Source organism: Micromonospora chalcea (assembly GCF_028768405.1).
GTDB lineage: Bacteria > Actinomycetota > Actinomycetes > Mycobacteriales > Micromonosporaceae > Micromonospora > Micromonospora chalcea.
This window is the reverse complement of sequence record NZ_CP118233.1, coordinates 5,635,679-5,657,819: the sequence shown is the minus strand read 5'-3', so window position 1 is coordinate 5,657,819 and position 22,141 is coordinate 5,635,679. Positions and strand designations below refer to the sequence as shown.

Below are 22,141 nucleotides of genomic sequence, written 5' to 3'. Positions count from 1 at the left end.
GCGGCGTCCCGCCCCCGCCCCTAACGGGCGGCGGGGGCCGGGGCGCGCAGGCCGGAGACCATCTCGTCGACGACGCGGTCCAGCGGCGTCGCCTCGATCCCGAACGTGCTGGTGGCGGCGCTGGAGTCCATCACGAACGGCGCGGCGAACTGGTGCGCGGTCTCCCGCATCTCGCGGGCGAACGGGTCGGCCAGGCCACCGAGCCAGAGCACCGGGTAGGGCATCCGGGCCAGCCGTGGCGACGCCACGCCGGCCCGCTGCGCCGCCCGCTCGGCCAGGTGCCGCATGGGCACCGGCGGCGGGCTCGGCACGTGCCAGGCCCGTCCCCAGGCGCGCGGGTCGGTCGCGGCCGTGACGAGGGTACGGGCGACGTCCGGCACGTACGTCCAGGTGTGCGGGGCGTCCCAGTCGACAGGCAGGAACACCCGCTGCCCGGCGAGCACCTTGGGCAGCACCATCATGGGCAGCGAGTTGCCGCCGAGCCCGATGTAGTCGGAGCCGCGTACCTCGGTGACCCGGGCCCGGCCGGCGCGGTGTGCGTCCAGCGCGTCGGCCCACATCCGGTTGCGGACGCGGCCCTTGACGCCGGTGGCGGCGAGCGGGGTCGCCTCGGTCATCGGCGCGTCGACCGGGCCGTACCCGTAGAGGTTGCCGACCGTGGCGAGCACGGCGTCGCTGCGCTCCGCGGCGGTGAGCAGGGCGGCGGCCAGCGGCGGCCAGTCCGTCGCCCACCTGTGGTAGGCCGGGTTGGCGCAGTTGTAGAGCGCGACCGCGCCCGTGGTCAGCTCGGTGAGCCGGTCCGCGTCGGCGGCGTCGGCGGCCACCCGCTCGACCGCCGGGTGTTCCGGGCCGGTGCCGCGCCGGGTGACCACCCGCACCTGCTCGCCGCGCTCGGCGAGCAGGTCGGCGGTGGCGGTGCCGACGGGGCCGGCGCCGACGATCACATGCAGGGCCATGACAGATCCACCTTTTCTGAAGCAGTTGTCCGAAGCGAGAGCACCGCTCTCGAAACAGAGCATGACTCAAACGCAGGTCGACTGTCAAGAGCAGTGCTCTCTCTTTTGATTGCTGCTCTCATCCGTGGCAGAGTGAGGGCATGGTCGCTCCCTCACTGCGCGCCCGGGTCCGCGCCGGGATGATCGAAGAGATCAAGACGGTGGCCCGCCGCCACCTGGACACCGACGGCGCGAACCTCTCGCTGCGCGCGGTCGCCCGGGACCTCGGCATGGTCTCCTCGGCGATCTACCGCTACTTCCCCAGCCGCGACGACCTGCTCACCGCGCTGATCCTGGAGGCGTACGACGCGCTCGGCGACGCGGTGGAGGCGGCCGACGCCGCCGCCGACCAGGCCGACCTGCGCGGACGCTGGCTCGCCGCCTGCCGGGCCGCGCGCGCCTGGGCGCTGGCCCACCCCGCCGAGTACGCGCTGCTCTACGGCAGCCCGGTGCCCGGGTACGCGGCCCCCGACGAAACCATCGTGCCGGCCCAGCGTCCACCGCTGACGCTGATCGGCATCCTGCGCGACGGGCTGGCCACCGGCCGGCTCGCCCCGCCCGACCAGGAACTGCCCGAGCCGCTGCGCGGCGACGTGACCGAACTGGTCGAGCAGATCGGCATGGACGTACCGCCCGCGCTGCTGGCCCGCGGCATGGCCGGCTGGACCCAGCTGTTCGGGCTGATCAGCTTCGAGCTGTTCGGCCGGATCAACCGGGCGCTGCCGCACCGCGACGAGTACTTCGACCACCAGATCGGCCTGATGGCAGACCTCATCGGCCTGCCCTGACGCCGGGTCAGCCGGGCCGCGAGCGGTCCACCGGGACCGCCGGCGGGTACGGCGGCTCGTACGGCGGTCGCCACGGCCCGATCAGCCGGGCCGCCCGCCAGCCGAGCAGCAGCCCTGGCACCGTGCCGAGCACGGCGAGCACGACGGCTGTCCCGGCGTACACCGGTCGGCCGTGCAGCCATCCCACCATCGCCGCCCCGGCCAGCGCCGCGGTGAGGCCCGCGGCGGCCAGCACCTCGGCGACCCACCGGCCGGGCGCCGCCCGCAGATCGCGCGAGACGAGGGTGAGCACCGCGGCGCCCAGCAACAGCGGCACGACGACCAGCGGAGCCAGTCTGACCAGCGTGGTGTTCTCGCTCGTCCAGACCGCGAACAGCAGCATCGCGATCAGGACCTGGAGCGCGCCCTGGAGGACAGGCAGCGACGAGCCGTGACCGGACGCCCGTCCGGCCCGTGTCCGGGCGACCAGAAGCACCAGCACGACCAACGCCGGCACCAGCAGCAGCGCACGGACCGTGTCGTCGTACCGGTCCCCCGGCGAGATCATGCCCAGCGGCGGCGGCTCCCCTTCCCACCGGCCACCCGGGAACCCGATCCGCTGCCACCTGCCGGCGACGTCACGCAACGCGAAACCGTCCCGGGCGTTCGCCACCAGCACCACGTGTGCGCCACCGGGGACGTCGAGCACGGCGAGGTCCTGACCGGTGATCCGTTTCCCGTCCGGCCCGGCCTCCTCGTAGCGGGCCTTCAACAACTCCCGCTGCTTCTCGGGGATCTCCCAGGACAGTCGCCAGGTCCGTCCGGCGTCGTCGCTCTCCTCCACGCGGATCCGGCCCGACGCCACCCGGTAGCAACGCTGGGGCGTGGCGGCAACGCACACCGGGTGGTCCGGTCCGATCCTGGTCGGCACGCGCTTCCACAGGGCCTCCTGCTCGGCGTCCACCGGGTCGCGCCACGTGACGCCGGCGTCGTCGCTGATCCGCCACCAGGTGGGGATGCCCTCCTCCGCCGACATCGGGCCGGTGGCGGCGCCGGCGGCCAGCCGACCGTCGACCACCTTGGTGGCGACCGCGTCGGGGCGCTCGATCGGGCTCGTGGCCGCCACCGCGACGAGCGCCGCCGGCAGCAGCACGACCAGCCGGACCAGCCGGGCGGCCCGGTGCCCCACCGGGTCCCGCCGTGCCGCCTTCCACGTCCACGCGGCCACCGCGAGCGCCGGCAGGGTGAGCAGGTCGGTCCGGTCGGCCCGGATCAGCGACGGCCCGCTCACCACGCTCCACAGGCCGGAGGCGGCCGTCGCGGCGTACCCACTGCTCTTGACCAGCGCGAAACCGGCACCGACCGAACCCAGCGCGAAACCGGCGACGGCCCGGGGCCGGAGCCCGGGCACGGCCAGCGTCACCAGCACCGCCACCAGCGGCGGCGCGAGCACCAGCCCGGCGACGTCGCTCAGCTTGCCGGTCACCAGGCCCGGAAAGGCCGCCTTGAACACATGGTCGTTGAGCACCAGCACGATCAACGAGAGCACGGTTCCCGGATGACCCAGCCAGGCGAGCGAAATCCGGGCACCGTCGGGTGCTGTCGACTCGGAGGGGCGCATCCGTCCATCGTGGGCGCGGACAGTCGCGCTCCGGCCACGGAACGGTGAGGATGCGGCGTCAGGTGCCGTCGGAGGAGTGACCGGGGAACAGGTGCGCGGTCGGGTCGATGACGACAGCCGCGTTGTTCACAGCCGTGGCCGCCTCGCCGAAGCCGGTGGCGATCAGGCGGACCTTGCCCGGATATTCGGTGATGTCGCCGGCGGCGAACACCCGGGGCAGGTTGGTGGCCATCGCGCTGTCCACCACGATGTGCCGCCGGTCGATGTTCAGCCCCCACTCGGCGAGCGGGCCGAGGTCGGCGGTGAAGCCGAGCGCGGCCACCACCGTGTCGACCGGCAGCGTCTCCGCCTCGCCGCCGCGTACGGTCAGCTCGGCGCCGGTGACCGTCTCCTCGCCGTACAGGCGGCTCACCTCGGCGTTGACGACGATCCGCACCGGCAGCGCGCGGACCCGCTCGATGGTGGCGGCGTGCGCCCGGAAGCGGTCCCGCCGGTGCACGAGCGTCACCGACCGGGCCAGCGGCGCGAGCGTGGCGGCCCAGTCGAACGCCGAGTCGCCGCCACCGACGATGAGCACGTGCCGGTCGGTCAGCTCGGCCGGCTGCGGCACGAAGTAGACGATGCCGCCGCCGGTGAAGCTCTCCGCGACCGGCAACGGCCGGGGCGTGAAGCTGCCGAGCCCGCCGGTGACCAGCACCGCGCCGCAGCTCAGCTGCTCGCCGCCGGCCAGGCCGAGCACCGGCCGGCCGTCGAGGTAGGACAGCTTTTCCGCGCGTACGCCGAGCTGGTAGTCGGGGTGGAACGGCGCGGCCTGGGCGACCAGGTTCGCGACCAGCTCGCGGCCCTTGATCGCGGGGAAGCCGGCGACGTCGAGGATCAGCTTCTCCGGGTACATGGCGGTGATCTGACCGCCCGGCTCGGGCAGCGCGTCGATGACCGACACGGAGAGCCCGCGGAATCCGGCGTAGTAGGCGGCGAAGAGCCCTGCGGGACCGGCCCCGATCACGGCGACATCGACCTCGCGCATGGCTCACCGTCACTTTCCGTTTCGGGATCAACCCTCGCTGATGCCGAAACGGTAGGCGGGCGGGTGGCCGCGGGCAAGCATGTCCCGGGGTCTGATCAACGCGCCGTCAGGGCAGCGTCATCCTCGGTGAGCCGAGGTGGTCGGTGTCGCCGGTGTCCCTGCGGCGGCGGAACAGGATCGCCGCCACGACGCCGCCGAGCAGCCCGAACAGGTGGCCCTGCCAGGAGACGCGCTCGTCGGTGGGGAGGATGCCGAGCAGCTGCCAGCCGTAGAGCAACCCGACGAGCAGGCCGACGGCGAAGTTCCACCAGCTCCGCTCGACGACGCCCCGGGTGAGCAGGATGCCGAGGTAGCCGAAGATGACGCCGCTGGCGCCGACCACCACCGAGTTGGGTGAGCCGGTGAACCAGACGCCCAGGCCGCTGACCAGGATGATGACGGCGGTGGACCAGAGGAACCGGCGGGTGCCCGCGGCGAGCACGAACGTGCCCAGCAGGATCAGCGGGATGCTGTTGCTGTAGAGGTGGTTCCAACCGGCGTGCAGGAACGGCGAGAAGAAGACACCGTCCAGGCCCTGGATCCGCTGCGGGATGATGCCGGCGGTGTAGTCGAGGCCGAGTCGCAGGCCGACGTCGAGCGCCTCGATGAGGAACAGCACCGGCACGACCGCGCACATGGCGACGAAGGCCCGGCCGAGCGCCGCGTAGAACGCATCGGTGCCGAACCGGTGAGGGTCGCCGCCGCGTGGGCTGTCAGGCCAGGTCACCTACCAAGAGCTATCAGTAAAAGTGGCGGGCCGCCAGTCGGGGCCGGGTACGACGACGGCGGGGCACCCGGTTCCGCCCGGGTGTCCCGCCGTCGTCACGACGTCAGTACCAGCCTGAACTCTGCGACTTCTGCCAGGCGCCGCACGGGGTGTCGTACCGGCCCTTGATGTAGCCGAGACCCCACGTGATCTGGGTCGCCGGGTTCGTCTTCCAGTCGTCCGCGACCGAGGCCATCTTGCTGCCCGGCACGGCCTGCGGGATGCCGTAGGCCCCGGAGGAGCTGTTGGACGCCTTCGGGTTCCAGCCGCTCTCCTTGGTCCAGAGCTTGTCCAGACACGGGAACTGGTCGATGCCGAAGCCCTTGTCGAGCATGACGGCGCAACCGATCTTCCGGTTGCCGCTGTACTCCGCGCACGAGGACGGGATCGGGCCGTCGTACGGCTTGATCTTCGTCTCGCTCTCCGCCGCCTCCCGTTCCTTCTTGCGGGTGGCGGCGGCCGCCTCGGCCTTCTTGGCCCGCTCGGCGGCCTCCTTCGCCGCCGCGGCGGCACGCAGCTTCGCCTGGTACTCGGCGGCACGCTGCCGGGACGAGTCCACGCGGTGGTCGGACAGCCGTTCGCGCTGGTACGCGTACTCCGCCTGGTCGACCTCCAGGCCGACCTGCGCGGTCAGGCCCTGCTGCTGGGTCTGGCGATCCTCGCCCAGATAGAAGCCGCCGGCCACGCCCACGGAGAGCAGTGCCACAGCGGCGGTGCGGGCGCCGAACCGGCTCCACAGCCGACTCACGAAGTTTCCCTTCGTCGGGGGCAGGGACGCGGCACGCGTGGCCTACCGGGCCGCGCCGAGGTGCCGCGAGCGCTCCGGTACCGGTGTGACTGCGGGGCGTACATGGCTCCCGAGTGGTCGGTGACGCTCGATGGACACCATTGCGCACAGTGAGGCCGGTGGGAAATGGCCCGGCCTAAAAGTGATCTGCGTCACCCTAAAAATCAGGACAAATTAGGGCAAAAGCGGCGGTCAGCCGGGGATGTCCTCCAGTAGATCGGTGACCATAGCGGCGATCGGAGAACGCTCCGATCGGCTGAGCGTGACGTGCGCGAAGAGGGGATGCCCCTTCAGCGCCTCGATCACCGCCGTCACCCCGTCGTGCCGGCCGACCCGCAGATTGTCCCGCTGCGCCACGTCGTGGGTGAGCACCACCCGCGACCCCTGACCGATCCGGGACAGCACGGTGAGCAGGACGCCCCGCTCCAGCGACTGCGCCTCGTCGACGATGACGAACGCGTCGTGCAGGCTCCGGCCGCGGATGTGGGTCAGCGGCAGCACCTCCAGCAGCCCGCGCGAGGTGACCTCCTCCAGCACGTTCTCGTGCACCACCGAGCCGAGCGTGTCGAAGACGGCCTGCGCCCACGGCGACATCTTCTCCGACTCCGACCCGGGCAGGTAGCCGAGTTCCTGGCCGCCGACCGCGTACAGCGGACGGAACACGATCACCTTCTTGTGTCGGCGTCGCTCCATCACCGCCTCCAGGCCGGCGCAGAGCGCCAGCGCGGACTTGCCGGTGCCGGCCCGGCCACCGAGCGAGACGATGCCGATCGACTCGTCCAGCAGCAGGTCGAGCGCGACCCGCTGCTCCGCCGAGCGGCCGTGCACGCCGAACGCCTCCCGGTCGCCCCGGACCAGCCGGACCGTCTTGTCCGGCAGCACCCGGCCCAGCGCCGAGCCGCGCCCCGAGTGCAGCACCAGACCGGTGTGGCAGGGCAGGCCCGCCGCGGCGTCGACGTCGAGCGTCTCGCCCGCGTACAGCCGGCCGATCTCCTCCTCGGACAGGTCCAGGTCGGCCATGCCGGTCCAGGTCGGATCGCTGGCCTGGCCGTGGCGGTACTCGTCGGCGCGCAGGCCGACCGAGGCCGCCTTCACCCGCAGCGGCATGTCCTTGCTGACGAGCGTGACCTCACGCCCCTCGGCGGCCAGGTTGAGCGCCACGGACAGGATGCGCGCGTCGTTCGACTCGTTGCGGAAGCCGGGCGGCAGCACCCCGTCGTCGGTGTGGTTCAGCTCCACCCGCAGCGTGCCGCCCTGCTCGTTGGCGGGCACCGGCCGGTCCAGCCGGCCGTGCCGTACCCGCAGCTCGTCGAGCATGCGCAGCGACTGACGGGCGAACCAGCCCAGCTCGGGGTGGTGCCGCTTGCCCTCCAGTTCGGAGATGACCACCAGCGGCAGCACCACCTCGTGCTCGGCGAAGCGGTGGAACGCCGCCGGGTCGGAGAGGAGGACCGAGGTGTCCAGGACGAAGGCCGGGCCGGCTGGTCGGGGCTCCTCGGCCTCGACGGCGGCGCTGCGGCGGCTGCGGGTGGTCCGGCGGGTCTGGGCGGTCGAGGCCGGGGTCTGCTGCTCGGCTCCGGCGGGGGTACGGCGAGTGGTCACAGGCCTGCTCCGCGGATGGGCACCCGGCCACCCGAGTTCCGCCTCTTCCGGTGCCCGGAGGACACGGGGTCGGATGCGGGCCCCGTGTGCGAGGACGCAGGTCCGGGCTGTCCGGCTGGCCCGGGAAAACCCCGCGCCATGCCTAGACGCTAATCGCCGCGGGGCCGCGGGGCTAGAGGTGCGCGTGGATCATCGCGTGCCAGTCGCCGGACGTACACCTGTTCGGGTGACGGGCGGACCGGAACCGGCCGGGATGCATGCCCCCTGCGCGCATCCCGGCCGGTCGCCCACGGGCGGCACCGCGTCGCGGTGCGGGCCTCAGCCCGGCCGCCGCGCCAGCGTGCCGGCCCTCGGCCCGGCGCCGGCCGCGCCGAACGACGATCCGGTGTACGTGGTGCCCGCCCGCCCCACCGCGCCGAGCTGGGCGGTGGCGGTGACCCGGACGGCCGGGGCGGAGCCGGACCGCACGGCGACAGCGGCCGGTACGGCGGTGCCGGCGAACGGCACGGCCGAGCGCCCGGCCGACGTCACCACTGTCGCGCCGGGGGCGGACAGCGCCGAGGCGATCGCGGCCTGGGCATCTCGACGGCGACGGTTCCAGGCGCCCCGGTCACCGTCGAAGTAGCCCTGCCGGTAGCCGAACCGGTAGCCGATGCGGTAGCTCAGCTGCCCGTGCAGGCGACCGGCCGCGTAGCAGGTGGAGCCGAGCACCAGGACGAGCACCACGGCGAGAAAAGGGGTCATCGCTCGTCCGTCCCGGGGAGTGGGTCGACCACCAGCAGGCGTTCCAGGTCGTCGGTGCTGACCTCCTCGACCAGCTCGACGCTGATCCGGCAGCCGTCGAGGATCACCTCGGCCACCGACGCCCGGCGGATCTCGCCGCCGGAGTCGTAGACCCGCACGCTCAGCTCGGGGCAGCCGAGGTGGGTACGCCAGGCGTCCCACTCCCCCCGGTCGCCGACGCTGAGCGAGAGATACCGGCACCCGCGGGCGAGATAGAGACGCCAGGGGGCGCTCAGCCCTGCGGACACGCCGTCCGCGATCAGCCCGAAGGCCTGGGCACGGGTCGCGAGCTCGGTCACGAGACCCCCTCGGCACCCGCGGAGTGACGCATGTGAGCACTCGTCGTCTCAAGCACGTGACACACCGTAAGTTGTCTCATGAGCGTGACAGTATCAGCTTTTCAGACCTTTGCCGCCGTACTCGTGTCCATCTATTCTGCCCAGGTGACACCCCTCAGGAGCAGCACTGGATCGTTTACCGGAAAACCTCGATCACCGTCACGTCAGCGTGACAGCAGCGTGCCGAGACCGCCCGACGGGACCGACTGGCCGTACCGTCACGGGGTGACCGAGACGGCCAACGCGCGGAAGATCGCCTTCGCCACCTTCGTCCGACGTGCGCTCGACGACGCGCGAGCGCTGCGGGCCTGGAGCGGAACCGAGGTCTCCCGGCGCACAGGCGTCTCCCGCCAGACCATCAACCGCTGGGTCCGCGGCGACTGGGCCAGCGACCCGGAGGCCGAGCGGGTGGTCGCCTTCTGCGAGGGCCTCGGGCTCGATCCGGCCGCCGCCTTCACCGCGCTCGGCTGGGACCGCGCCGCCGGCCCACGGGCCACGCCCACCCCGCCTCCGATGGACCCGGACGTGGAGGCGCTGCTGCGCCGGCTGGTCGACCCGACCGTGTCGGACGCGGAGAAGTTCCACATTCGAGAAACCATTCGTTACCTCGCATATCGCCCGACACTGCCGGGCGGTGTCCGAAATAGGGGGAAACAGGCCGGGTAGTTCCTCAGATGGCGAAAGAACGGAAGGTCAGACCCGATCGTTTCGCCTCGGGGACGGATCGGACCCGCTAGCGTCCACGTTTGTACTGCTAGGGGCTCGTCATCGGCGGGGGGACGGGACACAGCCGAACCCAGCCCTGCGGGACAGAAGGAGGGGTCTGTCCATGACCCTGAAATGGTTGGCAGTCGTGGTCGCGGTGGTGTCGCTGACATCGTGCGTGACCGGCAACGTGGTGGTCGGCGTACTGGACGGCGGGCAGCTTCCCCTGGTCGTCAACCTCTTCGCGCTCACCACGGCCGGCACCGCGGTGATCCTCGCCGTCGTCGCCGAACTGCACGATCGTCTCAACGACCGGGTCAGCGCGCTCACCGAGTTCCTGGTGGCGCGGCTGAACGAGATCGAGGCGCACACCGGCGACCGCAACACCGGCTTCGTGGAGGGCTACCTGCTCAGCCACGGGCAGGAGGCGGCAGTGGTGCCGTTCGGGCGCCGGGGACGGGGAGCCGCCGAACGCTGATCCCCACGACGTTCCCACGTCACATCTCGGCCACGAATACGCCGCCCGGCGCGGGGTACGCTGACGCGCGTGCCGCCGTTGAATCTGGGCAACCAGCAGCCGAAGACCCCGTTGAACGCGGAGCACGCCTGGCGTGCGACCGCCGATCGCGCACGGGACGTCGTTCTCTTCTTCGACTTCGACGGCACGTTGGCGCCGGTCGACGACGACCCCACGGCCGTCCGGCCCGCGCCCAACGTGCTCACCGCGCTGGAGGCGCTCGCCCCGCACGTGCGGCGGATCGCCATCGTCTCCGCCCGGCCGGTGGACTTCCTCCGCGACCACCTCGGCGGCCTCGCCGGGATCGACCTGTACGGGCTGTACGGCCTGGAGCACAGCCACTCCGGCGGCGAGACGGTCACCGAGCCGGCCGCTCTGCCGTGGGTGCCCACCATGTCCGAGCTGGCCGAGCAGGCCCGCGCCGAGCTGCCGCCGGGCGCGCTGGTCGAGTTCAAGCGGCTCTCCGTCGCGCTGCACTGGCGTACCGCCCCGCAGCTCGGTGAGCTGGTGCAGGAGTGGGGCCGGGCCCAGGCCGAGCGGCTTGGCCTGCGCGCCCAGCCGGGCCGGATGGTGCTGGAACTCAAGCCCCCCGTCGACCGGGACAAGGGCATGGTGATCGGCGAGACGGTCCGGGACGCCGGCGGCGCCTGGTACTTCGGTGACGACGTCTCCGACATCAAGGCGTTCGCCGCGCTGCGCGCCCGCGCCGCCGCCGACCCCGGCTTCCTCGGGGTCTGCGTCGCCGTGGCCAACCCGGAGACCGGGCACGAGGTGGCCGACGCCGCCGACCTGACCCTGGACTCCCCCGCCGCCCTGGCCGAGTTCCTCACCGACGCCCTGCGCCACCTGACCTGACCCAGCTCTTCCGCGTCGATCTTGCACTTGCCGCCCCGACAAACGGGGACGAAAGCCGCGCACGCGGGGCCGGAAGTGCAAGATCGACGGGGAGGCGGCGGTCAGGTGCCGAATCGGCGCTGGCGGGTGGCGTAGGAGCGCAGGGCACGCAGGAAGTCGACCTTGCGGAAGTCGGGCCAGTTCAGCTCGCAGAAGTAGAACTCCGAGTGCGCGCTCTGCCAGAGCATGAAACCGGAGAGTCGCTGCTCGCCACTGGTCCGGATGATCAGATCCGGGTCCGGCAGCCCCTTGGTGTAGAGGTGCTCGGAGATGTGGTCGACGTCGAGCGAGGTGGCCAGCTCCTCGAGCGTGCCGCCGTTCGCGGCGTGCTCCGCCAGCAGCGAGCGGACCGCGTCGGCGATCTCGCGCCGCCCGCCGTACCCGACCGCGATGTTGACCTGAGCCCCGCCGTCGCGGTCCCGGGTGCGTTCCTCGGCGGCCTTGAGCGCGGCGGCGTGCTGCGCCGGCAACACGTCGAGCGCGCCGACCATCCGCAGCCGCCAGGGGTTGCCCTCCTCGGCCAGCTCGGTGGTGAGGTCCTCGATGATCTGGAGCAGTGGGTCCAGCTCGGCGGCCGGGCGGGAGAGGTTGTCGGTGGAGAGCAGCCACAGCGTGACGTGCCCGACACCGGCCGCGTCGCACCAGCGGAGCAGCTCCTTGATCCGCTCGGCGCCCATCCGGTGGCCGTCGTTCGGGTCGACGAAGCCCATCTCCCGGGCCCATCTGCGGTTGCCGTCGCACATCACGCCGACATGCGCGGGTACGGGCTTGCCCGCGAGCTTCGCCGTCAGCCGGCGCTCGTACACGGAGTAGAGGAGTTTCCGCAGAGTCATCACCTTGCAGGGTAGCGACCCGTGAGAAAGATCAGTGTCTCGGTGGCGTATCAGCCGACGGCGAGCCGGTCCGGCGCGGTCGCGGCACGTCAGCGGCGATCGCCGCGAGCGTGCGGGCGTCCAGCCGCCCGTCGCCGAGCCCCAGCTCCACCACGGTGCGGTAGACCCGCTCGTCGCGCCCGGCCGCGCCGACCACCGCGTCGACCACCCAGCGCCGACGCGCCAGCCAGGCCGCCGCCGAGCTGTGCCGCAGGTGGGTGCCGAGCCGGGCGCGCAGCGCGGCGGCGTACCCCCGGGCGGCCTCGGCCGGACTGCCGGCCGCCGCCGCGCCGGCCAGCGCCCCCGAGCGCAGCGCGTAGAAGATGCCCTCGCCGGTGAACGGGTTGATCAGCGACAGCGCGTCCCCGGCCAGCACCACCCGGCCCCGCCCGGGCGCCGGCCGGTGGGTGGACAGCGGCAGGTGGTGCGCGCGCAGGCCGGTCACCGTGACCGGGTCGACGCCGGGCAGCAGCGCGGCCATCCGGTCCAGCAGGTGCGCGCGGCTGAGCGGCTCGCCGCGCAGCACCTCCCCGTACCCGACGTTCGCGCGACCGTCACCGATCGGAAAGACCCAGGCGTACGCGGGCCAGCGCGCCGCCGAGGTGACGATGAGCTGTTCGGGCGGCCCGGGCGGGGCCGGCGCGTAGCCCCGGATGGCGAGCGCCAGGTGCCGGTCCGGGTTGACCGGGTGCCCGAGCGCGCGCCGGACCACCGAACCGGCGCCGTCCGCGCCCACCAGCGCCCGCGCGGACAGCTCACCGTCGAGCACCACCCGGTCGGGAGCGATCTCCACCCGGCGTACGGTGTGCCGCCGCAACTCCGCGCCGGCCGCCACCGCCGCCGCCACCAGGCGTGCGTCGAACACCTGGCGGGGCACCGTGTACGCGGGCCGGGGCAGCGGCCGGGCGACGGTGCCGCCACCGGGTGCGACCAGGCGCAGCGCGGGCAGGGGCGGGTAGCCGTCGACGGCCCCGGTCACGCCCAGCTCGTCGAGGACGTCCAGCGCGTGCGCGGCGATGCCGTCCCCGCACGCCTTGTCGCGGGGGAAGTCGGACCGGTCCAGCAGCAGCACCCGCGCCGCCCCGGCCCGTCGTGCGCCGAGCGCGGCGGCCGCTCCCGCCGGCCCCGCCCCCACCACCACGACGTCCCACACCCCCTCATCCTCCCCCGCCGGCCCCCACCCCGGGCATCAACGGGACCGGGTGGCCCGGTACAGCGACCAGACGCAGAGGGCTGCCGCCGTGACCAGCGGGGCGCCGTCGCGGATCAGGCCGTCGGCGCCGAGCAGCCACCAGCACAGGGGCAGGTCGATCGCGAGGACGCCGAGGGTGACGGCCACCAGGCCCTTCCGCGCCCACGCCTTGTCGCGCAGCAGGAACGCGGTGCAGAACAGGACGGCGTAGCTGACCGCGATGCCGGCGCCGAACCAGAAGATCAATGCCGGTACGGCGGCGAGCCGCCCGTCCAGCACGGCGCCGGTCGCCACCAGCGCCGGCACGAGCATCAGCGGGCTGTAGGTGAACGCCGCGACCCGGGCGGTGAGCAGCCAGCCGTTCGCCTGCGGACGCTTCGGCGTCATCTCCCGCCAGGCGATCGTCCCGCCCTCGACGACCAGGCCCTTGCGGTGCCGGACCAGGTGCGCGCGGATCGCCTCGGAACGGTAGAGCAGCACCACCACGGCGACGCAGAGCGCGGTGAGCACGGCGAATCCGATCAGGCCGGGCAGCGCGGGCACCCCCTGCCGGGGCACGATCAGCCGCCCGACCGCGAAGATCGTGGTCACCGCCAGGATCAGCCCGAACGGCCGGGCGCCCACCCGGCCCTTGTTCACCTGCCCGATCAGCAGCAGGAAGCCGAGCGATCGGAGCATCGCCCAGCCGGTGCGTACGGCCAGACCGAACTCCTGCTCCGGGGCGTACCAGTAGTTGAGCAGCTCGACCACGACGGTGGCCGCCGCGGTCACGGCGAGCAGCGTGGTCAGCGCCCGGACGGCGGACGGCCGCCGGACCTCGACAGGTTCAGCGGCCGTCCTCATGGCATCCGATGTTGCCCGGCGCGGGCAACAGGCACACCTGTTACTTCTGCGGCTCCGCGTCGAGGCGGGCGCGCAGCGCGTCCAGCTCGGCCCAGAGCACGCCGGGGAGCTTGTCCCCGAACTTCTCGAACCACTCGGTGACCAGCGGCAGCTCGTTGCGCCACTCGTCCGCGTCGACCTTCAGCGCGATCCGGACGTCCTCCGGGGTCATGTCCAGACCCTCGACGTCGAGCGCGTCCGGCGCCGGGACCATGCCGATCGGCGTCTCCACCGCCTCGGCCCGGCCCTCCAACCGCTCGATGACCCACTTGAGCACGCGGGAGTTCTCGCCGAAGCCCGGCCAGAGGAAGTTGCCCTCGGCGTCCTTGCGGAACCAGTTGACGTAGTAGATCTTGGGCAGCTTGGCCTCGTCGCCGTCCGCGCCCTTGCCCATCTCGATCCAGTGCCGGAAGTAGTCGCCGGCGTTGTAACCGATGAACGGCAGCATGGCCATCGGGTCACGACGCACCACGCCGACCGCGCCGGAGGCGGCGGCGGTGGTCTCCGAGGAGAGCGTGGCGCCCATGTAGACGCCGTGCACCCAGTCGCGGGCCTCGGTGACCAGCGGGATGGTGTCCCGCCGACGGCCGCCGAACAGGATCGCGTCGATCGGCACGCCGTTCGGGTCGTAGTAGTCGTCGGCCAGGATCGGGCACTGGGTGATCGGGGTGCAGAAGCGGCTGTTCGCGTGCGAGGAGAGGTTCTCGCTCTCCGGCGTCCAGTCGTTGCCCTTCCAGTCGATCAGGTGCGCCGGCGGCTCACCCATGCCCTCCCACCAGATGTCGCCGTCGTCGGTCAGCGCCACGTTGGTGAAGATGGAGTTGCCGCGGTCCAGCGTCCGCATGGCGTTGGCGTTGGTCTTCCAGTCGGTGCCGGGGGCGACACCGAACAGGCCGTACTCCGGGTTGATCGCGTAGAGGCGGCCGTCCTGGCCGAACCGCATCCAGGCGATGTCGTCGCCGATGGTCTCGACCTTCCAGCCCGGGATGGTCGGCTCCAGCATGGCGAGGTTGGTCTTGCCACAGGCGGACGGGAAGGCGCCGGCGATGTGGTAGACCTTGCCCTCCGGCGAGGTGATCTTGAGGATCAGCATGTGCTCGGCCAGCCAGCCCTCGTCGCGCCCCATCACGCTGGCGATACGCAGCGAGTAGCACTTCTTGCCCAGCAGCGAGTTGCCGCCGTAGCCGGAGCCGAAGGACCAGATCTCCCGGGTCTCCGGGAAGTGCGAGATGTACTTCGTCTCGTTGCACGGCCAGGCCACGTCCTGCTGACCCGGGGCGAGCGGCGCGCCGATCGAGTGCAGCGCGTGCACGAAGTCGGCGTCGTCGCCCATCGCCTCCAGGATCGCCGACCCCATCCGGGTCATGATCCGCATGGAGGCGACCACGTACGGACTGTCGGTGATCTCCACGCCGAACATGGGGTTCTCGGCCTCGATCGGACCCATGCAGAACGGGATGACGTACATGGTGCGCCCGCGCATGCTGCCGCGGTACAGCTCCGTCATCGTCCGCTTCATCTCGGCCGGCGCCATCCAGTTGTTGGTGGGGCCGGCGTCCGCCTCGTCGACGGAGCAGATGAAGGTGCGCTCCTCCACCCGGGCGACGTCCGTGGGGTCGGTACGCGCGTAGAACGAGTTGGGCTTCTTCTCGGGATTCAGCCGGATGAGGGTGCCGTTTGAGACGAGCTCGTCGGTGAGGCGGCGCCACTCCTCATCAGACCCGTCCACCCAGACCACGCGGTCGGGGGTGGTCAGTTCCGCGACCTCACGTACCCAGGCCAGCAGCTTGGGGTGGGACGTCGGGGCCTGATCGATACCCCGAACAGCAGCCGGAGCAACCATGTCACTTCTCCTTGTGGTCGACGCTGACCGATCTATGGGGTGCACGAGTTCTGGCGGGCAAGTACGCCGCCTCGTGGAAACCTGGGATTGGGCTCAGCGTAAACCGGACTGCCTCGCCAGTCAGTGGGACTGGTTGTGAAGAACTGCACAAGGTACGGCCACGCTGCGGCTTCACGATCTGATACCCGCTTTCGCGCGCAGTTTCACGCAAATCCTGCGGTGAACCTTCGACGGCCCGCTCCGTCCCCGGAGTGACCGCGACGCCCGATCGCGGGGAAGCGTACGAACATGTCGTGAAAGACGATTCCGTGATGGGCTCCACAGATTCACACAGCGGGTTACCCTCTGCTCACGGACATCGAGAACGGGCGACAGATCCCCGACCCGGGCGGCCCGGCCGCGAGGGCCACGACGAAGCCGTCGTGGCCGACTCGCCGTTGCGGTCCGCCCGTGTACCCCACAACCGGTACTCTCGGCGGGTGGCCGCGACGATGACCGGGGACCAACCGGGGGCTCCGCAGACCCGTCGGGGTCCGATCGGAGCACTACTCGACCGTTTCGGTCACCTGATCCACGAGTTGAGCAAGTTCGCCACCGTCGGCGGCTTCGCCTTCGTGGTCGACTTCGTCCTCTTCAACTTCCTGTCCAGTGGCCGTGACATGCCGCCGCTCGCCGCGAAGACCATCTCCACGGTGATCGCGGCGACCGTCGCCTTCCTCGGCAACCGGTTCTGGACCTGGCGGCACCGGCAGCGCTCCAACCCGGCCCGGGAGTACGCGCTGTTCTTCTTCTTCAACGCGGTCGGTCTCGGTATCGCGGTGGCAAGTCTCGCGGTCAGCCACTACGGGCTGGGCGCGGTCTGGCCGGCGGTGTTCCAGACCCCGCTGGCCGACAACATCGCCAGCTTCATCGTCGGCACCGGCCTCGGGACGCTCTTCCGGTTCTGGTCGTACCGACGGTTCGTCTTCGTCGACGCGGGAACACCACCCGTTCCGGCAACGAGCCACGACCGAGAGTCCGGGGCGTGACGAACCGCCCATCCCGACCCGCCGGGCCGAGCCGGCCCAGCCCACTGCCTAAGGTGTTCCGCATGCCTGGAGTCCGTCTGCTGCCCGAGCGCTGGCAGAAGTTCATCCACGAGGCGCTCAAATTCGGCATCGTCGGCGGCATCAACACCGTCATCAATTACGCGGTGTTCAATGCCCTGGCACTCACGGTTTTCCGCGACGGTCAGCTGAAAGCGACTGTGATCGCGACGATTGTCGCCACGATCACGTCGTATCTGATGAATCGTCACTGGACGTACCGGGATCGGCCGAAATCGGCACTCCGGCGGGAATACGTCCTGTTCTTCCTTTTCAACGGCGCCGGCCTGGTCATCGAACTCGGCGTCCTGGCCCTGGCCAAGTACGGCCTCGGCGTACACGGACTGCTGGCGCTGAACGTCGCCAAGACCATCGGTGTCCTGCTGGCGACGCTGTTCCGCTTCTGGTCCTACCGCACGTTCGTCTTCCAGCCGGTGCCCAAGCACGCCGAGGAGACCTGGCACTCGGTGCCGCGTGACGAGTGGGACAACGTCGCCGAGATGGACCCGGTGGCCGAGCTGGCCGAGTCGGTGAGCGAGCTGGAGGAGGAGGGACCTCCCCCGGGCGCCGGGCGACCTGACTACGCGCCGCCCCGGGGCCGTCCGGCACCTGCTGACGCCGGGCTCGGGGGCGCGCTCGGCGCCGACCTGGACGCCGAATTCGCCGCCGAACTCCAGCCCCGCCGCGCGCGCCGCTGACCGACGAAGAGGGCCGGCACCTCCGCTTCCGGGGGTGTCGGCCCTCTTCGGTCGGCGGCGCGGTCAGGGCTGGTCGCGCAGGGACTTGCCCTCGGCCATGTCGGCGAGGATCTCGCGCATCTCGTCGTCGCCCAGGCTGTGCTTGTCGTGGTGCGCCTCGACCAGCTCGTACAGCTTCGTCTGCACCCGGTCCACGCCCGGCACGTCGTGCAGCACCGACTGGCCGCGCTCACCCGCCGACTCGATGGTCAGCGTGCCGCAGCCGAGCAGCCGCTCCACGAAGCGCTGGTTCATGGCGTGGTCGTTGATCCGGGTCAACGGCAGGTCCCGCCGGTTGCGCGACAGCACCCCCTGCTGGAGCAGCACGCGCTCGTTTGTGAACAGGTAGTGCGTGGTGCGCCAGACCAGGAACGGCCACAGAGCCAGCCACAGCACCAGCGCCAGGGCGACCACCGCGAGGGCGTAGAGCGCGATGGTGCCGCCGCTGCCGTCGGGCAGCAGAATCCAGCCGGCGACGACTGCCGCGACGGCGAGCACGAGCACCAGGACCGGCCGGATCAGGGCCTTCCAGTGCGGGTGCAGGTGCAACACGACGTGCTCGTCCTCGGTGAGCACGTCTTCGGGGAACGCCACGGGGGAACCTCCTCGCAGAACAGGACGCGCTGACCGTAACCGGTCGGCGCATCCCGTCGGCATCGGCCGCGCGGGCGGCTGCCCGTGGTTGTTAAGAGGGGGCCCTTCCTTTCACCGCAGGTGCAGCACGTCTCCCGCGGCCAGCCGCAGCGTCTCGGCATTCGTCTCCACCAGGAGCTGCCCGTCGGCGTCCACCCCGGTCGCGGTGCCGTGCGCCTCGCTGTCGTCGGGCAGCAACACCCGCACCTGGCGACCGATGGTGGCGCACCCGGCCAGGTACGCCTCGCGCAGCCCACTGGCCTCCGCATCGCCTCCGGCGTCACGCCAGCGCTCGTACCAGTCGGCGAGCGAGCGCAGCAGCGCCCGCAGCAGCGGGTCCCGGTCGGTGGCGGTGGCGCCGGCGAGCTGGAGCGAGGTGGCGGGCAGCCCGGTCGGGTTCTCCGGCAGCTCGTCGGCGCGCAGCGTCACGTTCAGCCCCACACCGACCACGATCGCGGGCGGCCTGTCGTTCTCCCCCGGCACCGCCTCGGCCAGCACGCCGGCGCACTTCGCGCCGTCCACCAGCAGGTCGTTGGGCCACTTCAGCCGCGCGTCCAGCTCGGCCAGCAGGCGTACCGCCTCGACCAGCGCGACACCGGCGAGCAGCGGCAGCCACCCGTACCCGGTGACCGGCACCGGCGCCCAGCCGCGCTCGGGGACCGCCTCGCCGGGCCGCAGCAGCACGCTCGTGGCGAGACCGGCGCGCGGCGGCGACTGCCAGACACGGCCCCGACGGCCCCGGCCGGAGGTCTGCCGCTCGGCGACCACCACCAGGCCCTCCGGCTCGCCGCCCCGCGCCGCGGCCACCGTGTCGGCGTTCGTCGAGCCGGTCTCGGCCAGCAACTCCAAGCGTCGCCAGGGCCCGTTCGGCGCGACCAGCGCGCGCCGCAGCCGGGCCGCGGAGAGCGGCGGTCGGTCCAGATCCGTGTACGGCGAGCCGGGCATCACGCCAGCCTACGGCCCGGATGAGGCGTACTGCACAGCCTCAGACACCTGAACCATCGTTATATTCCACGGGTGACTACCGAGACCGGGTTCAACATCCACACGACCGCCGGCAAGCTGGCGGACCTGGAGCGACGGCTCGACGAGGCGGTGCACGCCGGGTCGGCACGCGCGGTCGAGAAGCAGCACGCGCGGGGCAAGAAGACCGCCCGCGAGCGGATCGAGATGCTCCTCGACGAGGGATCGTTCGTCGAGCTGGACGAGTTCGCCCGGCACCGCTCGACCAACTTCGGGCTGGAGAAGACCCGCCCGTACGGGGACGGCGTGGTGACCGGCTACGGCACCGTGGACGGCCGGCAGGTCTGCGTCTTCTCGCAGGACTTCACCGTCTTCGGCGGCTCCCTCGGCGAGGTCTTCGGCGAGAAGATCGTCAAGCTGATGGACCTCGCGATGAAGATCGGGTGCCCGGTCGTCGGCATCAACGACTCCGGCGGCGCGCGGATCCAGGAGGGCGTCACGTCCCTCGGGCTCTACGGCGAGATCTTCTTCCGCAACGTGCGGGCCAGCGGCGTCATCCCGCAGATCTCGCTGATCATGGGCCCGTGCGCGGGCGGCGCCGTCTACTCCCCGGCGGTCACCGACTTCACCGTCATGGTCGATCAGACCTCGCACATGTTCATCACCGGCCCCGACGTGATCAAGACGGTCACCGGCGAGGACGTCGGCATGGAGGAGCTGGGCGGCGCCCGTACCCACAACACCCGCAGCGGCAACGCGCACTACCTCGGCACCGACGAGGAGGACGCGATCGAGTACGTCAAGGCGCTGCTGTCGTACCTGCCGTCGAACAACCTGGACGAGCCGCCGGTGTTCGACGCGCCCGCGATCCTCGACGTCACGGATGAGGACCGGGAGCTGGACACGCTGATCCCGGACTCGGCCAACCAGCCGTACGACATGCACCGGGTCATCGAGCACGTGCTCGACGACGGCGAATTCCTCGAGGTGCAGCCGCTGTACGCGCAGAACATGGTGGTCGGTTTCGGTCGCGTCGAGGGGCGCCCGGTGGGCGTGGTGGCGAACCAGCCGATGCAGTTCGCCGGCACGCTCGACATCGCCGCGTCGGAGAAGGCGGCCCGGTTCGTACGCACCTGCGACGCGTTCAACATCCCGGTGCTCACCTTCGTGGACGTGCCCGGCTTCCTGCCCGGCACCGGCCAGGAGTGGGACGGCATCATCCGGCGCGGCGCGAAGCTCATCTACGCGTACGCCGAGGCCACCGTCCCGAAGGTCACAGTCATCACCCGCAAGGCGTACGGCGGCGCGTACGACGTGATGGGCTCCAAGCACCTCGGCGCCGACCTGAACTTCGCCTGGCCGACCGCACAGATCGCGGTGATGGGCGCGCAGGGCGCGGTGAACATCCTCTACCGCTCGGAGCTGGCGAACGCCGAGGACCCGGCCGCGGTCCGGGCCGAGAAGATCGCCGAGTACGAGGACACGCTCGCCAACCCGTACATCGCCGCCGAGCGCGGCTACGTGGACGGCGTGATCCCGCCGCACGAGACGCGTACCCAGATCGTGCGGGCGCTGCGGGTGCTGCGGACCAAGCGCGAGACGCTGCCGCCGAAGAAGCACGGCAACATCCCGCTGTAGTACGTCGGGTGCCCCCGCCGCCTCGGTGGCGGGGGCACCGGCGTCAGCAGCCCGGGTTCGTGGCGCGGCACAGCCGCTCGGCCGCGACCCGGGCCAGGTCCCGCAGTGTCACCTCGTCGCCGCCCGGTCCGGTGCTCAGCACCGTGACGAGGTCACCGACCCGCACCACCACCTGCTCCTTCGGCGGGGTCCCGTCACCGAGCCGCGCCCCGGTGTCCAGCCGCCGGCCCTGCCCGACGGCGTGCCGCACGAGCACCGACTCGTCGCCGGCGAAGCCGCTGTCGACCGTCTGCCAGGAGTGGACGACCTCCGCCTGGACCCGCTTGCCCTTCAACTCCACCGGGCCGGTGAACCGCCACGTGCGGCAGGGCGCGAGCAGCGCGGGCAGCTCGTCGAAGAGCCGCTCGCCGTCCCGCGGCGCCAGCCGGTGCACATCCTGCAGGACCACCGCCTGCGGGGCCGACTGGTCACCGGCGCCCGGCCGCTTCCGCAGGAGGGTCACCGACCGCGAGTAGCGGGACTTCACCCACTCCGTCCGCAGGCCCTGCTCCTGCCGGCAGACCTCCAGCATCTTGTCCAGCTGGATCTCCTCGTCGAGGCCGGAGTCGTTCCACGGCGTGGTGCCGGCCGGCCGCACGTCGGACGGTTGCAGCAGCGCCTCGGCGGGCACCTCCGTGGCGCTCCACGGCGTCGCCGACGGATTGGCGGCGACCGGGGCCCGCGCTGGTGAGGCGGCACGCCCGGAGGCCACGAACGCGGCCCCGGAGGAGAGTGCGAGCACCGCCACCGCCGCGGCGGCCACCGTGCGGCGGCTGCGGCGCCGGGCACGTGCCCGCAGCTCGGCCGGTTCCGCCCAGCGGACGTTGCGCAGGTCCCGCTGCATCACGTCGATGAACGCCAGGTCGTCGTCACGCATCGGCGGGCTCCTCCAGATCCACTACCGCGAGCAGTTCGGCCAGGGCGGCTCGGCCCCGGGACAGCCGGGCCTTGACGGTGCCGACCGGGGCCTCGGTCTCCCGGGCCACCTCGGCGACCGGCATGCCGAGCAGGTAGTACAGCGCGAGAGCGACGCGTTGTTCCTCGGGCAGCCGCCGCAACGCGGCCACCACCTCGACCGTGTCGGTACTCGGCGCCGGCATGCTCTCCTCGGCGCCATGGCGCAGATAGGCGCGCGCCCGGCTGCGCAGGCTGCGCCAGCGGCTCACCGCGATCCGGCTCGCCACCACCCGCACCCATGCCTCCGGGTCGTCGTATCCGCGCACTGTGGACCACCGCTGCCAGGCCCGGATGTACGCCTCCTGCACGGCGTCCTGCGCCTCGGCGAGGTCGCCGGTGAGCACGTAGACGAAGCCGAGCAGCCGCTGTCGGCTGCCCCGGTAGAACTCGTCGAATCCGTCGACGTCCGGCACCTGCTACCTCCCGAGTGACGGTCGCAGGGGACACGCCTGGCGTGCC

The 22,141-nt window shown here is 71.8% G+C and carries 23 protein-coding genes; 7 read left to right on the top strand and 16 right to left on the bottom strand.

The genetic code is table 11. From position 1 onward, the window contains the following. Positions 1-20 precede the first annotated feature (20 nt). Positions 21-956, bottom strand: coding sequence for an NAD-dependent epimerase/dehydratase family protein (locus PVK74_RS25605; protein ID WP_274477409.1), 936 nt, complete (start codon positions 954-956; stop codon positions 21-23). A gap of 140 nt (positions 957-1,096) precedes the next feature. Between PVK74_RS25605 and PVK74_RS25600 the strand changes: the two genes are divergently transcribed. Further along, a complete protein-coding gene (locus tag PVK74_RS25600) occupies positions 1,097-1,783 on the top strand; it encodes a TetR/AcrR family transcriptional regulator (protein WP_043326618.1) in 687 nt (228 codons plus the stop codon). 7 nt (positions 1,784-1,790) lie between these two features. On the opposite strand, the gene PVK74_RS25595 is transcribed toward PVK74_RS25600, so the two are convergent. From PVK74_RS25595 to PVK74_RS25565, 7 genes are all read right to left on the bottom strand, one after another. Further along, the gene (locus PVK74_RS25595) at positions 1,791-3,383 is read right to left on the bottom strand and encodes a hypothetical protein (RefSeq protein WP_274477408.1); all 1,593 of its coding nucleotides are present in this window, start codon (positions 3,381-3,383) and stop codon (positions 1,791-1,793) included. 58 nt (positions 3,384-3,441) lie between these two features. Next, positions 3,442-4,410, bottom strand: coding sequence for an NAD(P)/FAD-dependent oxidoreductase (locus PVK74_RS25590; protein ID WP_043326622.1), 969 nt, complete (start codon positions 4,408-4,410; stop codon positions 3,442-3,444). Positions 4,411-4,516: 106 nt separating this feature from the next. Next, complete coding sequence (locus PVK74_RS25585; protein ID WP_043326624.1) at positions 4,517-5,176, bottom strand: rhomboid family intramembrane serine protease; 660 nt, start codon at positions 5,174-5,176, stop codon at positions 4,517-4,519. Between the two features lie 103 nt (positions 5,177-5,279). Next, a complete protein-coding gene (locus PVK74_RS25580; RefSeq protein WP_043326625.1) occupies positions 5,280-5,963 on the bottom strand; it encodes an aggregation-promoting factor C-terminal-like domain-containing protein in 684 nt (227 codons plus the stop codon). A 231-nt stretch (positions 5,964-6,194) separates the two neighbouring features. Next, positions 6,195-7,604 (bottom strand): PhoH family protein, encoded by a 1,410-nt coding sequence (locus PVK74_RS25575; RefSeq protein ID WP_043326627.1) that lies wholly within the window; start codon positions 7,602-7,604, stop codon positions 6,195-6,197. Between the two features lie 318 nt (positions 7,605-7,922). Beyond that, positions 7,923-8,348, bottom strand: coding sequence for a hypothetical protein (locus PVK74_RS25570; protein WP_064447659.1), 426 nt, complete (start codon positions 8,346-8,348; stop codon positions 7,923-7,925). Further along, positions 8,345-8,686: a hypothetical protein gene (locus tag PVK74_RS25565; protein WP_064447658.1), complete on the bottom strand. Its 342-nt coding sequence runs from the start codon at positions 8,684-8,686 to the stop codon at positions 8,345-8,347. The genes PVK74_RS25570 and PVK74_RS25565 overlap by 4 nt, the downstream gene beginning before the upstream one ends. A 264-nt stretch (positions 8,687-8,950) precedes the next feature. On the opposite strand from PVK74_RS25565, the gene PVK74_RS25560 reads away from it, so the two are divergent. The 3 genes from PVK74_RS25560 (at position 8,951) to otsB (ending at position 10,802) form a co-directional block, all read left to right on the top strand. Continuing rightward, positions 8,951-9,391 carry a helix-turn-helix domain-containing protein gene (locus PVK74_RS25560; RefSeq protein WP_030501268.1) on the top strand — a complete coding sequence of 147 codons (441 nt, stop codon included), beginning with the start codon at positions 8,951-8,953 and terminating at the stop codon, positions 9,389-9,391. Between the two features lie 163 nt (positions 9,392-9,554). After that, on the top strand, positions 9,555-9,908 hold the full coding sequence (locus tag PVK74_RS25555) for a hypothetical protein (protein ID WP_013284062.1): 354 nt from the start codon (positions 9,555-9,557) through the stop codon (positions 9,906-9,908). A gap of 69 nt (positions 9,909-9,977) precedes the next feature. After that, complete coding sequence (gene otsB / locus PVK74_RS25550) at positions 9,978-10,802, top strand: trehalose-phosphatase (protein ID WP_064447657.1); 825 nt, start codon at positions 9,978-9,980, stop codon at positions 10,800-10,802. Between the two features lie 101 nt (positions 10,803-10,903). On the opposite strand, the gene PVK74_RS25545 is transcribed toward otsB, so the two are convergent. Genes PVK74_RS25545 through PVK74_RS25530 form a run of 4 tightly spaced genes read right to left on the bottom strand, consistent with a single transcriptional unit; the run spans position 10,904 to position 15,630 of the window. Then, positions 10,904-11,674: an isoprenyl transferase gene (locus PVK74_RS25545; protein WP_043326637.1), complete on the bottom strand. Its 771-nt coding sequence runs from the start codon at positions 11,672-11,674 to the stop codon at positions 10,904-10,906. 31 nt (positions 11,675-11,705) lie between these two features. Next, positions 11,706-12,866, bottom strand: coding sequence for a geranylgeranyl reductase family protein (locus tag PVK74_RS25540; protein WP_274477407.1), 1,161 nt, complete (start codon positions 12,864-12,866; stop codon positions 11,706-11,708). A 36-nt stretch (positions 12,867-12,902) separates the two neighbouring features. Next, the gene (locus PVK74_RS25535; protein WP_043326642.1) at positions 12,903-13,748 is read right to left on the bottom strand and encodes a hypothetical protein; all 846 of its coding nucleotides are present in this window, start codon (positions 13,746-13,748) and stop codon (positions 12,903-12,905) included. A gap of 40 nt (positions 13,749-13,788) precedes the next feature. Next, positions 13,789-15,630 (bottom strand): phosphoenolpyruvate carboxykinase (GTP), encoded by a 1,842-nt coding sequence (locus tag PVK74_RS25530; RefSeq protein WP_274477406.1) that lies wholly within the window; start codon positions 15,628-15,630, stop codon positions 13,789-13,791. Between the two features lie 491 nt (positions 15,631-16,121). On the opposite strand from PVK74_RS25530, the gene PVK74_RS25525 reads away from it, so the two are divergent. Next, positions 16,122-16,658: a GtrA family protein gene (locus tag PVK74_RS25525; RefSeq protein WP_043330644.1), complete on the top strand. Its 537-nt coding sequence runs from the start codon at positions 16,122-16,124 to the stop codon at positions 16,656-16,658. Between the two features lie 62 nt (positions 16,659-16,720). Then, complete coding sequence (locus PVK74_RS25520; RefSeq protein WP_274479320.1) at positions 16,721-17,413, top strand: GtrA family protein; 693 nt, start codon at positions 16,721-16,723, stop codon at positions 17,411-17,413. Between the two features lie 63 nt (positions 17,414-17,476). Here the strand turns inward: PVK74_RS25520 and PVK74_RS25515 are convergent, their stop codons facing one another. Both PVK74_RS25515 and PVK74_RS25510 read right to left on the bottom strand, forming a co-directional pair. Then, positions 17,477-18,046 (bottom strand): PH domain-containing protein, encoded by a 570-nt coding sequence (locus tag PVK74_RS25515; RefSeq protein ID WP_043326648.1) that lies wholly within the window; start codon positions 18,044-18,046, stop codon positions 17,477-17,479. 111 nt (positions 18,047-18,157) lie between these two features. Next, complete coding sequence (locus PVK74_RS25510) at positions 18,158-19,030, bottom strand: biotin--[acetyl-CoA-carboxylase] ligase (protein WP_274477405.1); 873 nt, start codon at positions 19,028-19,030, stop codon at positions 18,158-18,160. Between the two features lie 72 nt (positions 19,031-19,102). Here PVK74_RS25510 and PVK74_RS25505 point away from each other — a divergent pair, with 72 nt between their 5' ends. Next, complete coding sequence (locus PVK74_RS25505) at positions 19,103-20,686, top strand: acyl-CoA carboxylase subunit beta (protein ID WP_069087137.1); 1,584 nt, start codon at positions 19,103-19,105, stop codon at positions 20,684-20,686. A 43-nt stretch (positions 20,687-20,729) separates the two neighbouring features. Here the strand turns inward: PVK74_RS25505 and PVK74_RS25500 are convergent, their stop codons facing one another. Continuing rightward, on the bottom strand, positions 20,730-21,602 hold the full coding sequence (locus PVK74_RS25500; protein ID WP_166455851.1) for a hypothetical protein: 873 nt from the start codon (positions 21,600-21,602) through the stop codon (positions 20,730-20,732). Beyond that, entirely contained in the window at positions 21,595-22,095 is a 501-nt protein-coding gene (locus tag PVK74_RS25495; protein ID WP_043326656.1) for a SigE family RNA polymerase sigma factor, read from the bottom strand. Before PVK74_RS25495 ends, PVK74_RS25500 begins: the two co-directional genes overlap by 8 nt. Between the last annotated feature and the right edge of the window lie 46 nt (positions 22,096-22,141).